Origin of the sequence: Streptomyces sp. NPDC006261 (assembly GCF_040613515.1) — a bacterium.
Lineage (GTDB): Bacteria > Actinomycetota > Actinomycetes > Streptomycetales > Streptomycetaceae > Streptomyces.
Genome location: NZ_JBEXSI010000108.1, coordinates 1 through 11,302 on the forward strand (window position 1 = coordinate 1; position 11,302 = coordinate 11,302).

At 68.7% G+C, this 11,302-nt stretch carries 12 protein-coding genes and 1 pseudogene; 9 read left to right on the plus strand and 4 right to left on the minus strand.

What is annotated here, in order from left to right; translation table 11 throughout:
- Positions 1 to 114: 114 nt before the first annotated feature.
- A complete protein-coding gene (locus ABZ154_RS33860) occupies positions 115 to 1,581 on the minus strand; it encodes a non-reducing end alpha-L-arabinofuranosidase family hydrolase (RefSeq protein ID WP_356838208.1) in 1,467 nt (488 codons plus the stop codon).
- A 563-nt stretch (positions 1,582 to 2,144) separates the two neighbouring features.
- Here ABZ154_RS33860 and ABZ154_RS33865 point away from each other — a divergent pair.
- Positions 2,145 to 3,578, plus strand: a complete 1,434-nt coding sequence (locus tag ABZ154_RS33865; protein ID WP_356838210.1) for an endo-1,4-beta-xylanase — start codon at positions 2,145 to 2,147, stop codon at positions 3,576 to 3,578.
- Here ABZ154_RS33865 and ABZ154_RS33870 read toward each other — a convergent pair.
- Positions 3,571 to 3,810, minus strand: coding sequence for a transposase (locus ABZ154_RS33870; RefSeq protein ID WP_356838222.1), 240 nt, complete (start codon positions 3,808 to 3,810; stop codon positions 3,571 to 3,573). The genes ABZ154_RS33865 and ABZ154_RS33870 overlap by 8 nt on opposite strands.
- A 15-nt stretch (positions 3,811 to 3,825) precedes the next feature.
- On the opposite strand from ABZ154_RS33870, the gene ABZ154_RS33875 reads away from it, so the two are divergent.
- Entirely contained in the window at positions 3,826 to 3,984 is a 159-nt protein-coding gene (locus tag ABZ154_RS33875; protein ID WP_356838211.1) for a hypothetical protein, read from the plus strand.
- Between the two features lie 81 nt (positions 3,985 to 4,065).
- Here ABZ154_RS33875 and ABZ154_RS33880 read toward each other — a convergent pair whose 3' ends face one another.
- Positions 4,066 to 4,749, minus strand: a complete 684-nt coding sequence (locus tag ABZ154_RS33880) for a glycerophosphodiester phosphodiesterase family protein (protein WP_356838213.1) — start codon at positions 4,747 to 4,749, stop codon at positions 4,066 to 4,068.
- Positions 4,750 to 5,055: 306 nt separating this feature from the next.
- Between ABZ154_RS33880 and ABZ154_RS33885 the strand changes: the two genes are divergently transcribed.
- The 4 genes from ABZ154_RS33885 to ABZ154_RS33900 all read left to right on the plus strand — a co-directional run bounded on the left by ABZ154_RS33885 (position 5,056) and on the right by ABZ154_RS33900 (position 8,988).
- Complete coding sequence (locus tag ABZ154_RS33885) at positions 5,056 to 6,453, plus strand: DUF6421 family protein (RefSeq protein ID WP_356838214.1); 1,398 nt, start codon at positions 5,056 to 5,058, stop codon at positions 6,451 to 6,453.
- A gap of 26 nt (positions 6,454 to 6,479) precedes the next feature.
- Complete coding sequence (locus ABZ154_RS33890; protein ID WP_356838223.1) at positions 6,480 to 7,247, plus strand: SDR family oxidoreductase; 768 nt, start codon at positions 6,480 to 6,482, stop codon at positions 7,245 to 7,247.
- On the plus strand, positions 7,244 to 8,305 hold the full coding sequence (locus tag ABZ154_RS33895; protein ID WP_356838225.1) for a low specificity L-threonine aldolase: 1,062 nt from the start codon (positions 7,244 to 7,246) through the stop codon (positions 8,303 to 8,305). Before ABZ154_RS33890 ends, ABZ154_RS33895 begins: the two co-directional genes overlap by 4 nt.
- Before the next feature lie 83 nt (positions 8,306 to 8,388).
- A complete protein-coding gene (locus tag ABZ154_RS33900) occupies positions 8,389 to 8,988 on the plus strand; it encodes a transglutaminase family protein (RefSeq protein ID WP_356838216.1) in 600 nt (199 codons plus the stop codon).
- A 43-nt stretch (positions 8,989 to 9,031) separates the two neighbouring features.
- Here the strand turns inward: ABZ154_RS33900 and ABZ154_RS33905 are convergent, their stop codons facing one another.
- Positions 9,032 to 9,754: a lysophospholipid acyltransferase family protein gene (locus ABZ154_RS33905; RefSeq protein ID WP_128850745.1), complete on the minus strand. Its 723-nt coding sequence runs from the start codon at positions 9,752 to 9,754 to the stop codon at positions 9,032 to 9,034.
- 229 nt (positions 9,755 to 9,983) lie between these two features.
- Here ABZ154_RS33905 and ABZ154_RS33910 point away from each other — a divergent pair, with 229 nt between their 5' ends.
- The 3 genes and pseudogenes from ABZ154_RS33910 to ABZ154_RS33920 all read left to right on the plus strand — a co-directional run.
- Positions 9,984 to 10,310 carry a thioredoxin family protein gene (locus ABZ154_RS33910; RefSeq protein WP_356838218.1) on the plus strand — a complete coding sequence of 109 codons (327 nt, stop codon included), beginning with the start codon at positions 9,984 to 9,986 and terminating at the stop codon, positions 10,308 to 10,310.
- A 196-nt stretch (positions 10,311 to 10,506) separates the two neighbouring features.
- Entirely contained in the window at positions 10,507 to 11,013 is a 507-nt protein-coding gene (locus ABZ154_RS33915; protein ID WP_356838220.1) for a flavin reductase family protein, read from the plus strand.
- Between the two features lie 206 nt (positions 11,014 to 11,219).
- Positions 11,220 to 11,302, plus strand: a pseudogene (locus ABZ154_RS33920) (electron transfer flavoprotein subunit beta); the annotation flags it as partial.

Consider the following 11,302-nt stretch of genomic DNA (forward strand, 5'->3'; position numbering starts at 1 on the left):
GCGCAGATGAAGTACCTGGTCAAGCTGCTCATGGGCACCAAGGCCACCGCCCAGGTGCTCGGCGCCGAGCCCGCCACGAGGGCCCCGTACCGGGGCCGGACACGTGTCACATCGTCAGCGCTGCAGTGTCAGCAGACCAGGACGGTAGGGCAGGAGGCCGTAGTCGCCGCCGGAGTCGGGGCTGCGCCCCTGGTAGAGCAACTGCAGATTGCAGGGATCGACGGTCATGGTCTGGTCGGGGCTCGAGCGGACCAGTTCGCCGTGACTGATGTCGTTGGTCCAGGTGGCGCCGCTGTTGGCCTTGCCGGCGAAGGGATTGCTCTCGGTCGCGGCCTGGGGCGTCCACGCGCCGTTCAGACTGGTTGCCGTGAACGAGCGGAAGTAGCGGCCCTGCGAGCCGATCGCCTCGACGATCATGAGGTAGCGGTTCTGGCCCTGCAGCTTGTAGACCTGCGGGGCTTCGAACAGGTTGTTCGTCGTATCGCTCATGATCACTGTCGAGGTCGTACCGAAGCTGCCCGGGAAGTTCCCGATCGGCATACTGGCCCGGTAGATCTTGCCGTTGTCGCCGGCGAAGAACAGGTACATGTTCGTCCCGTCACCGATGAGCGTCTGGTCGATGGGTCCTGTTCCGGAGTCGGGGATGCTTCCGGAGAAGAGCACCTGCGGGGATGACCAGCCGTTCGGGTTGGTGGGATCGCTCGACGTCCGGTAGGAGAAGGCGGACCCGCCCCACTGGTAGGCGAGCACCCAGATGTTCTTCGGCGCGAAGTAGAAGAGCGTAGGCGCGACGGTGGAAGCCGACATCGCGTTCTGGCCGGCCGAGGCCATCTCCGACCAACCGGAGAACAGGTTGAAGTTCATCGAACCCCACCTCGTGCCCGTGTCGTGCGTCGTCGCGTAGACGAGCTGTTTGCCCTGGTAGGGGACGACGGTGAAGTCCTTCAACGACACCCATCCCGGCCTGGGCTGTGCCAACGGGCCCGATGATGCCCAGCGGTATGTCCCCGGTAGATCGCATGGGCCGGTGCTGCCGCCGCCGACCTTGACGAGCTGCCACTGCTGGTTGGTGCCGCCCCAGTCGTCGTACTGGACGGTGTTCGCGTTGTCGGCGGTCGAGGCACCTTGCACCTCGAGGGCCTTGCCGCTGTGGCGCGAGATGAACCGTACGTAGCCATCCGGGCTGTCGGCCAGCCGCCATTGCTGGTTGGCGGCGTTCAGGTCAGTCCACTGGACGATCGATCCGCCGTTCGCGGTGGACCAGTTGTAGACGTCCAGCACCTTGCCCGAGTGGCGGGACTTGATGCGGTAGTAGCCGCCCCCGGAATCGACGAACTGCCACTGCTGCTGGCTCTGATCGTTCCTGGTCCACTGAGTGATGCGGGCGCCGTCGGCGGTCGCCATGTTGTAGAGGTCCAGGGCCTTGCCGCTGTTGCGATTGACCAGCACGTACGAGGCGTTGGGGTCCACGGTCGCCGCTTCGGCGGGCTGGGCGCCGAGGAAGGTGGCCACGAGCAACAAGGGTGCAAGGAGCGCGAGCAGGCGTCTTGGCCAGGCCGGGGCCGAGTGGCGATACAGCATGAGCTGCGCCTCCTAGGAGCTGGGTTGAGGTGACTCTGGTGAACAGCGGAGCGGAAGTGCCGGGGGTCCCAGGACGGTTTCGAAACTTTCGAGAATTCCCGAAAGCTTTGACGCCACAAGCTAGGGATGCGAGGTTCTCCGGTCAAGGCTTGCCACTGCTTTGTCCATAACAGCACCCTCCTTCGGGCCTGACGCACGATCGCGCCGACCGGGCCTCGGCTGAGTGCGCGCGAACCCAGTTCGCCGGCCAAGTCGCATGTGTGGAGCAGGAAGGCCGAGCAAGCAGTGTCCGTGCACTCGCCCCGACCTCGGCTCTACGACGATTGCCGTCGCCGGCGCAGGGGCTGCGGTCCGTCTCGCCCGCGTCCGGAAAGTTTCGGATAGGCAATCGAAACTTCCTCTGCAGGAAGTATTGACGGCCCATCACCGATGCCTCAATCATCCCTGTCTGAGGAACTGCCCGTGGTCCGAGATACCGAACGTCGGCCTCGGCCTTCCGTGCTGCACGACAGATCCGCGCACCGCATCAGTCCATTCGTGATTTCCCCCTTGGAGGCACAGTCATGGGCTCCTACGCCCTTCCCAGGCCCGCTGTCCGCCGGAAAACTCGCAGCCTGCTGCTGGCGCTGGTCGTCGGCGTCCTCGGTGCGTCCGCCGCGCTGGTCGCGCCACCGGAAGCACACGCCGCCGAGAGCACGCTGGGCGCCGCGGCGGCGCAGAGCGGCCGCTACTTCGGCACGGCCATCGCCTCGGGCAGGCTGGGCGACTCGACGTACACGTCGATCGCGAACCGTGAGTTCAACATGGTGACGGCCGAGAACGAGATGAAAATCGACGCCACCGAACCGCAACGAGGGCAGTTCAACTTCAGCTCCGCCGACCGCGTCTACAACTGGGCCGTGCAGAACGGCAAGGAGGTGCGTGGCCACACCCTCGCCTGGCACTCCCAGCAGCCCGGCTGGATGCAGAGCCTCAGCGGCAACGATCTGCGCCAGGCGATGATCGGCCACATCAACGGCGTGATGGCCCACTACAAGGGCAAGATCGTCCAGTGGGACGTCGTGAACGAGGCCTTCGCCGACGGAAGTTCGGGAGCCCGACGCGACTCCAACCTGCAGCGCAGCGGCAACGACTGGATCGAGCTCGCCTTCCGCACCGCGCGCGCCGCCGACCCGTCCGCCAAGCTCTGCTACAACGACTACAACGTCGAGAACTGGACCTGGGCCAAGACCCAGGCCATGTACTCCATGGTCCGGGACTTCAAGCAGCGCGGCGTGCCGATTGACTGCGTCGGCTTCCAGGCGCACTTCAACAGCGGCAGCCCCTACAACAGCAACTTCCGCACCACGCTGCAGAACTTCGCCGCCCTCGGCGTCGACGTGGCCGTCACCGAGCTGGACATCCAGGGCGCCTCGCCCACGACCTACGCCAACGTGACCAACGACTGCCTGGCCGTCGAGCGCTGCCTCGGTGTCACCGTCTGGGGTGTGCGCGACAGCGACTCCTGGCGAGCGGAGCACACACCGTTGCTGTTCAACAACGACGGCAGCAAGAAGGCCGCCTACTCCGCCGTCCTCAACGCACTCAATGCCGGCGGCACAACTGAGCCCCCGGCGGGTTCCGGACAGATCAAGGGCGTCGGTTCGAGCCGCTGTCTGGATGTGCCCAACGCCGGCACCAACGACGGCACCCAGCTGCAGCTGTGGGACTGCGGCAGCGGCACCAACCAGAAGTGGGTGGCCACCGCCTCGGGTGAGTTCCGGGTCTACGGCGACAAATGCCTGGACGCCGCCGGCACGAGCAACGGCAGCAAGGTCCAGATCTACAGCTGCTGGGGCGGCGACAACCAGAAGTGGCGCGTCAACTCCAACGGATCCATCGTCGGGGTCCAGTCCGGCCTCTGCCTCGACGCCGTCGGGACCGGCACCGCCAACGGCACCCAGATCCAGCTCTACTCCTGCTCGAACAGCAGCAACCAGCGCTGGACCCTCACCTGACGGGACCTGCCGCGGACGAAGGGGGGGGGGGGGACCGATGACGGCCTGCGGTGTGGTCTCTCCCGTCCTCCGGGTGCCAGGTCCCGTCCCGCTGCCAGCGACGGAACAAGTCGTAGATCCGGCCCCACGGCCCGTACCCGACGGGCACGTCCCGCCACGGAACACCGGTCCGGACCCGAAACCGCATACCGTCGATCAACTGCCGCCGAGACCAGACGGTCGGCCGCCCCATCGGGCCGGAGACCGGATGATGCACCGCAGTCACCCTGCGGCCCGGAGCCGAGGAAGCATCGCCAGTAACGCCTGGCTCCACACCCGAGTCGCCGCCCTCAACCTCCGCCGACTGATCAACCTCGGACTCACCCGAACCAACGACACCTGGCACCTCACCACGGCCACCGCGTAGCCGGAGGGGCTGCCCAGCCTCCGGCCGGGCAGCCCCTCAACAAGATCTTCATCAGTCCTCTAGGCGCGCACCACGGAGGTTTCACGCGGTGAAGCGGCCCGTGCGGCGGATCTCCGGGAAGTCCGTGGTCGCACCGTCCAGGTTCAGCGCCCGGGCGAGGCGCAGGTGGTCCTGGGTGTTCACCACCCAGCCGATCACCTTGACGCTCTCCGCGTGAGCCTGCTCCACGACCTCCAGCGTGAGCCGGCGGATGTTCAGCGCCAGCGTCGCCGCGCCCGCCGCCTTCGCCCGGTCCACGATGTCCCCCCTCCAGCGGCTGGCGATGAGGACTGTCCGTACCCCCGGCACGAGCCGGGCGATCTCGGTCACGGCCTCGTCATGGAACGAGGAGACCTCCACCCGTCCCACCAGATCGCGGGCCAGGATCACCTCCGCCAGCGCCCGGGCCGCCGCCACGTCCTTGATCTCGGCCTGGAGCGGGGCCTTCACCGCGTCCAGGACCTCCTCGAAGACCGGCACCCGCTCACCCTTCCCGGCGTCGAGCTCGCGCAGCTCCGCCAGGGTCTTGCCCGCGATCGGCCCGGTGCCGTCGGTCGTACGGTCCACGACGGCGTCGTGCATCACGGCGAGCGCGCCGTCCTTGCTGAGGTGGAGGTCCAGCTCGATGGCGTCCATCCCCGCCTCCTCCGCGCGGACGAAGGAGCGCAGGGTGTTCTCGGGCTCGACGCCCATCACTCCACGATGACCCAGGGTGAGAAAGGACAAGGCGACCTCGTTTCCGTCGGTGGCTGTCCGCCAACTGCTCCTGCCCGCACGGAGATACGGACGGAGATCGGGCATGACGGCACCGGTGAGGGTAACGGCCGGGGCCGCGGATGTCTGCCGCCGTGCGGAACCGGTGAGCCGGACGGAGCAAGGACTGACGGAACTGTGCGCCTACCCGGCATACGACAGGAAAAACAGCGGTGACCATAGGGGGTCGGCAGGATAATTTTCAGGGCTTCACTTGTGTGAAGTAACCCTGCGCGGCTACGGTGGCTCCACGCGAGGTTCTCCCGTGGAGGAAGTGTTATGACGGAAATTCTTGTGCACGATGCCGCCGACGGCGCGATAGCTACTGCCCCGCGGGTGGTCGAGCACCCGGCGTGGCCCGCGCTCAGGGACGCCGTCGAGGAGATCCGCCCCTGGCAGGCCAAGGACGGCTCCATCGACTTCGACGCCGAGGGCGCCCCGTCCCCGGCGACCGTCGAACGCGTCGTCGAGCGGGTGATCGGCGCGGTGGAGGAGCTCTCCCCGCTGCTGCCGCATGACGCCGCCTACCACCGTGCGCTCGTCACCGACCTGCGCCGCTGGGCCGCCGACGGCTTCCGCGTACCCGACTTCCTGGACTCGCTGCTCGCCTTCCAGCCCGCGCAGAACCGCGTCGACGGCCTCCAGCACCTGGTCGTCTTCGCGATGTACACGCAGAACGGCAACCCGGACCGCAACCTCGAAGCCGTCGTGCTGAAGATGGTCTGGCCGCAGTGGCTCGCCGACCTCGAAGCCACCCGCTACGACAACCCGCTCTTCTGCGGGATCACCTTCGAGGACTTCACCGCCGGTTACGACACCAATTCCGCGGTGCTCTTCCCGGAGACCATCGCCGTGCGCGAGGCACCCGAGCGCTTCACCTGGGGCGGCATCTTCTGCGACCGTGAGGCCGCCCGCTTCCGTCGCGTCACCGAGGCCTCCGTCGAGCTGCTCGGCCTGGAGCTGCCCGAGGACATCCGCGAGATGATCGGCGACCAGCAGCGCTGCGAGCAGGCCTTCGTCCTGTGGGACATGGTCCACGACCGCACCCACAGCCACGGCGACCTGCCGTTCGACCCGTTCATGATCAAGCAGCGCCAGCCGTTCTGGATGTACGGCCTGGAGGAGCTGCGCTGCGACCTCACCGCCTTCAAGGAGGCCGTGAAGCTGGAGGCCGAGGGCAACGCCCACGGCCGCGACGTCCAGTACGCGGTCCTCTTCGACCGGATGTTCCGCTTCCCGGTCACCGGCGAGCGCGTCCGCAACTACGACGGCCTCGGCGGACAGCTGCTCTTCGCCTACCTCCACAAGCACGACGTCGTCCGCTGGACCGACAACACACTGAAGATCGACTGGGAGCTCGCCCCGCAGGTCACCAACCAGCTCTGCGCGGAGATCGAGAAGCTCTACCGCGACGGCATCGACCGCCCCAAGCTGGTCCACTGGTTCGCCGCCTACGACCTGGTCGCCGAGTACCTCGCCCCGCACCCCGGGTCCACCTGGGCCAAGGGCCCCGACGCCCTCGACCTCACTCAGCCCCCTCGCAAGCTCGTCGACGACGTGCTTGCGGACGAGTTTCCCCTGAGCATGTTCTATGAGGCGCTCGCCAAGAAGCTGAAGCACGTGATTGCCTCCACCCAGGGAATCACCGCCGCGGGCGCCGAGCAGGCAGCCGCGTGAACGCATCTCCCGAGGAGGCGGTGGCCATGAACGGAATCGGCAAGGGCGAGGGGACAGGCGTGCTCGAAGGTGCTGTGGTCGCGGTCGCCGGAGCGGCGGGGCCCGCGGGCCGCGCGACGCTGCTGCGGCTCGCGGAGGCCGGTGCGACCGTCGTCGGCTGCGACGCCAACCCCAAGGGGCTCGCCGAGGCGGTGGACGCCGCCCGCTACGCCCACGGCGGTGCGACCGTCACCGGGGAGACCGTCGACCTGTTCGACCTCGACGCCGCCCGGGACTGGGCCAAGCGGACCGAGGCCGAGTTCGGCCGGATCGACGGCCTGGTCCACCTCGTCGGCGGCTGGCGCGGCAGCCCCAGCTTCCAGGAGACCAGCCTCGCGGACTGGGACACGTTGGAGAAGCTGCTGATCCGCACGGTCCAGTCCACCTCGCTGGCCTTCCAGGAACCCCTTCAGCGCAGCGACAAGGGCCGCTACCTGCTGATCAGCGCCGCCGGCGCCGGCAAGCCCACCGCGGGCAACGCCGCCTACTCCGCCTCCAAGGCCGCGGCCGAGGCCTGGACCCTCGCGCTCGGGGACGCCTTCCGTAAGGCGGGGGGCGAGGACGGGCCCGCGGCGGCGGCTGCGATCCTGGTGGTCAAGGCATTGGTGAACGACGCCATGCGCGCCGAGCGCCCGAATGCGAAGTTCGCGGGCTTCACGGACGTCACGGAGCTGGCCGAGGCCATCGCCGGCGTCTGGGACAAGCCCGCCCCCGAAGTGAACGGAAAGCGCCTGTGGCTGACCCCGCAAACGTGAGGACCGACGCGCGACGTCACCACGACCCGCAGGTGCGCGGCTTCGCCAGCGACAACTACGCGGGCGCGCACCCCGAGGTCCTCGCGGCCATCGCCCTCGCCAACGGCGGCCACCAGGTCGCCTACGGCGAGGACGACTACACCGGCCACCTCCAGCGCGTCATGCACAGCCACTTCGGCCCCACCGCCGAGGCCTTCCCGGTCTTCAACGGCACAGGAGCCAACGTGGTCGCCCTCCAGGCGCTCACCGACCGCTGGGGCGCGGTCATCTGCGCCGAGTCCGCCCATATCAACGTGGACGAGGGCGGCGCGCCCGAGCGGATGGGCGGCCTCAAGCTCCTCACCGTACCCACGCCGGACGGCAAGCTCACCCCCGAGCTCATCGACCGGCAGGCGTACGGCTGGGACGACGAGCACCGGGCCATGCCGCAGGTCGTCTCGATCACCCAGAACACCGAGCTGGGCACCGTCTACACCCCCGACGAGATCCGCGCCGTCTGCGACCACGCCCACGAGCGCGGCATGAAGGTGCACCTCGACGGGGCCCGGATAGCCAACGCGGCCGCCTCCCTGGACGTGCCGATGCGGACGTTCACCAACACGGTCGGCGTCGACGTCCTGTCCTTCGGCGGGACGAAGAACGGGGCCCTGTTCGGCGAGGCCGTCGTCGTGCTGAACCCGGACGCGGTCCGGGCGATGAAGCACCTGCGCAAGCTCTCCATGCAGCTCGCCTCCAAGATGCGCTTCGTCTCCGTCCAGCTGGAGGCGCTGCTCGCGAAGGACCTGTGGCTGCGCAACGCCCGGCACGCCAACGCCATGGCCCGGCGGCTCGCCGAGGGCGTCGGGGCGATCGACGGCGTGGAGATCCTCTACCCGGTCCAGGCCAACGCCGTCTTCGCCCGGCTGCCGCACGCGGTCAGCGAGCGGCTGCAGAAGCGCTTCCGCTTCTACTTCTGGGACGAGACCGCCGGTGACGTCCGCTGGATGTGCGCGTTCGACACCCGGGAGGACGACGTCGACGCCTTCCTCCAGGCACTGAAGGAAGAAATGGCGCGGTAGCACGCCGGTTGAGCATTGCATGAATATGCGGCCGACCGGAAATCAATTGATCTCCGGTCGGCCGCTTCGTATGCTCCGGGGCCATGGAGCTGATCCAGCAGAATCCCGACATCGCCGCCTATCTGGCCGCCGACGAGGTCATCGACCACGAGCATCCCGTCGTGAGGGGAGCGGTGGCCGCCCTGACGCGCGAGACCGACGACGCATACACATACGCCCGTACCGCCTTCGAGTACGTACGCGACACCGTTGCGCACTCCGCGGACTCGGGCGATCCACGCGTCACCTGGCGCGCCTCCGACGTCCTCGCCACCCGCAACGGCATCTGCTACGCGAAGTCCATCGCGCTCACCGCGCTGCTCCGGGCCCGCGCCATCCCTGCCGGGCTCTGCTACCAGCGGCTCACCGGCGACGACGGGACGAACCCGGGGGTGCACGGCCTGGTGGCGCTGCGGCTCCCCGGCCACGACCGCTGGGCCCGGGTGGACCCCCGGGGCAACAAACCGGGCGTCGACGCGCAGTTCTCCCTCGGGGCCGAGCGGCTGGCCTGGACGGTACGCGAGGAGCTGGGCGGGGTGGACTATCCGGCCGTCCATGCCGCGCCGCCGGAGGAGATCCTCCACGCGCTGCAGCACGCCCGGGACTGCGCGGAACTCTGGCGGAACCTCCCCGCACAGCTCTGAGCCCCCGGGAAGACGCACCCGGGGGCTCAGGGGATGGATGCGGTCAGCCGAGCTCGCGTACCTGCGCCGGGGTGGGGGCCGTACCGCCGAGATGGGCCGGTACCCACCATGTGTCACTCGCGTCCTTCGGGCGCACCGGGTACGCCCGCTGGGCGGCCTCCAGCAGCTCCTGCACGCGCTCCCGCAGCCGCCGGGTGATCGCACCCGCGTACTGGTCGGCGGGCGCCTCCACGGGCTCGCCCACCCGGATGGTGATCGGGATGTGGCTGCGCTTGAAGTTGCGCGGCCGCCCCTTGGTCCAGATCCGCTGCGTGCCCCACAGCGCCATCGGGATCAGCGGGACCCCGGCCTCCTGGGCGAGGCGCGCGGCACCCGACTTGAAGCTCTTCAGCGTGAACGACTGCGAGATGGTGGCCTCGGGGAAGACGCCGACGATCTCACCGGAACGCAGCGACTGCAGCGCGTGCGCGTACGCGTCCTCGCCCTGGTTCCGGTCGACCGGAATATGCTTCATCCCGCGCATCAGCGGGCCGGAGATCTTGTGCCGGAAGACCGATTCCTTCGCCATGAAGCGGACGAGCCGCTTCTGCGGCAGAGCACCCAGGCCGGTGAAGATGAAGTCGAGGTAGCTGATGTGGTTGCTGACCAGCACCGCACCACCGGTCTTCGGGATGTGCTCCGAACCCTGAGTGTCGATCTTCAGGTCGAGCGCCTTGAACAGAGTGCGAGCGGCGCCGACGACCGGTCGATAGACGAGTTCTGCCATCTGGAGAAGACCCTTCTTCAGCGCCTGGGGAGGGTTCTCCCGGCGGAAGTTACGCAGCCGTAGGTTTTCGGCATGGTGGCGATGGTGCCCCATGCGCGCGCCCGTGGCCAGTCCCGGTGGGCCCGGGGGGCGAGATTCTCGTCACGTGCGCGCCGTCTCCAAGCTGCGGGAATGTCCAGCGGCCGGCCGGTGCTGACTCTTTGCGAAGAGCTCTGATCAGGAGGCGACAGTGGACGGCGGGACACCCGGGCAGCGGCTCGACGCGGCCCAACTCGGCGCGGAGCTGGGGGAGCGGGCGACGCTCGTCCAGTTCTCCAGCGCCTTCTGCCAGCCGTGCCGGGCCACCCGCCGCACGCTCGGCGACGTGGCCGCCATGGTCGACGGGGTCGCGCACATCGAGATCGACGCCGAGGCGCATCTCACGCTCGTGCGGCAGCTCGACATCACGAAGACGCCCACCGTGCTCGTCCTCGACAGTGCGGGCGAGGTGGTCCGCCGAGCATCCGGTCAGCCCCGGACCGCCGACGTCGTCGCGGCGTTGGGGCGGGCCCTATGACGGACCGTGACGCATCTCCCACATGGCGGAACGCCCTTGACTGCACCCACCACGCATCGTCAGTCTGACGCTATGCCGCCACAACTCCTTCTCCACGGCCGGGGCCATGTGGACCTCGCACGCCACGCGAGTGCGCGCTGTCCGGGTGCCTGAGCAACCACGGCCCCGTATGCCTCTCCCGCAGAAGGACACCTCCATGACGGCCTCATCCGAACTCGCCCCCTCCCTCGCGGCGTCGCCCGACCTCCTGCGCTCCGTCTTCCGCCGCCACGCCGCGGGCGTCGCGGTGATCACCGCCGCCGGGGACCGGCCGGCCGGATTCACCGCCACCTCGCTCAACTCCGTCGCGGCCGAGCCCCCGCTGGTCTCCTTCGGCATCGGGACGGCCTCCTCCAGCTGGCCGGTGCTGGCCGAGGCGGAGCACGTCGGCGTCCACATACTCGGCGAGCACCAGCAGGAGCTGGCCACCACCTTCGCGCGCAGCGGCGCCGACCGCTTCGGCCCGTCCACCGAGTGGAGCAGCGGCCCCGAGGGCGTCCCGCTGCTCGCCGGTGTCCCCGCCTGGCTGGTCTGCCGGGTCGTGGCCCGCATCCCGGCGGGCGACCACCGCATCGTGATCGCCGAGGCCGTGGCCGGCGACCCGTCGGGGTCCGGACGGCCGCTGGTCTACCACCAGGGGCGGTTCACGGCTCTGCGAGACTGAGGGCGAGCGGCCGGGGCGGTGCAGGGACGTTTCCGCCGTTGGCAAGGTCACAGTGCCAAGCGCTTGCTCAGGGGTGAGAGACTGGGTGTACTGGTGAGTAATATCGGTCGGGGCCTTGGTCGGCCCGACCCGTAACGGCCCTGTAAGGCGCCTATGCTGCGTGCAACAAGGCAGCCCAGAAATGACGATGCAGTAGGAGAGCCGGCGTGAGCTTGAGGATCGTTGTCTGTGTGAAGTACGTGCCCGACGCGACCGGTGACCGGCATTTCGCCGATGACCTGACGGTGGA

Coding starts and splice junctions, on each gene's coding strand:
- ABZ154_RS33860 (WP_356838208.1), bottom strand. CDS start 1,581: ATGCTGTATCGCCACTCGGCCCCGGCCTGGCCAAGACGCCTGCTCGCG.
- ABZ154_RS33865 (WP_356838210.1), top strand. CDS start 2,145: ATGGGCTCCTACGCCCTTCCCAGGCCCGCTGTCCGCCGGAAAACTCGC.
- ABZ154_RS33870 (WP_356838222.1), bottom strand. CDS start 3,810: ATGGGGCGGCCGACCGTCTGGTCTCGGCGGCAGTTGATCGACGGTATG.
- ABZ154_RS33875 (WP_356838211.1), top strand. CDS start 3,826: ATGATGCACCGCAGTCACCCTGCGGCCCGGAGCCGAGGAAGCATCGCC.
- ABZ154_RS33885 (WP_356838214.1), top strand. CDS start 5,056: ATGACGGAAATTCTTGTGCACGATGCCGCCGACGGCGCGATAGCTACT.
- ABZ154_RS33890 (WP_356838223.1), top strand. CDS start 6,480: ATGAACGGAATCGGCAAGGGCGAGGGGACAGGCGTGCTCGAAGGTGCT.
- ABZ154_RS33900 (WP_356838216.1), top strand. CDS start 8,389: ATGGAGCTGATCCAGCAGAATCCCGACATCGCCGCCTATCTGGCCGCC.
- ABZ154_RS33905 (WP_128850745.1), bottom strand. CDS start 9,754: ATGGCAGAACTCGTCTATCGACCGGTCGTCGGCGCCGCTCGCACTCTG.
- ABZ154_RS33915 (WP_356838220.1), top strand. CDS start 10,507: ATGACGGCCTCATCCGAACTCGCCCCCTCCCTCGCGGCGTCGCCCGAC.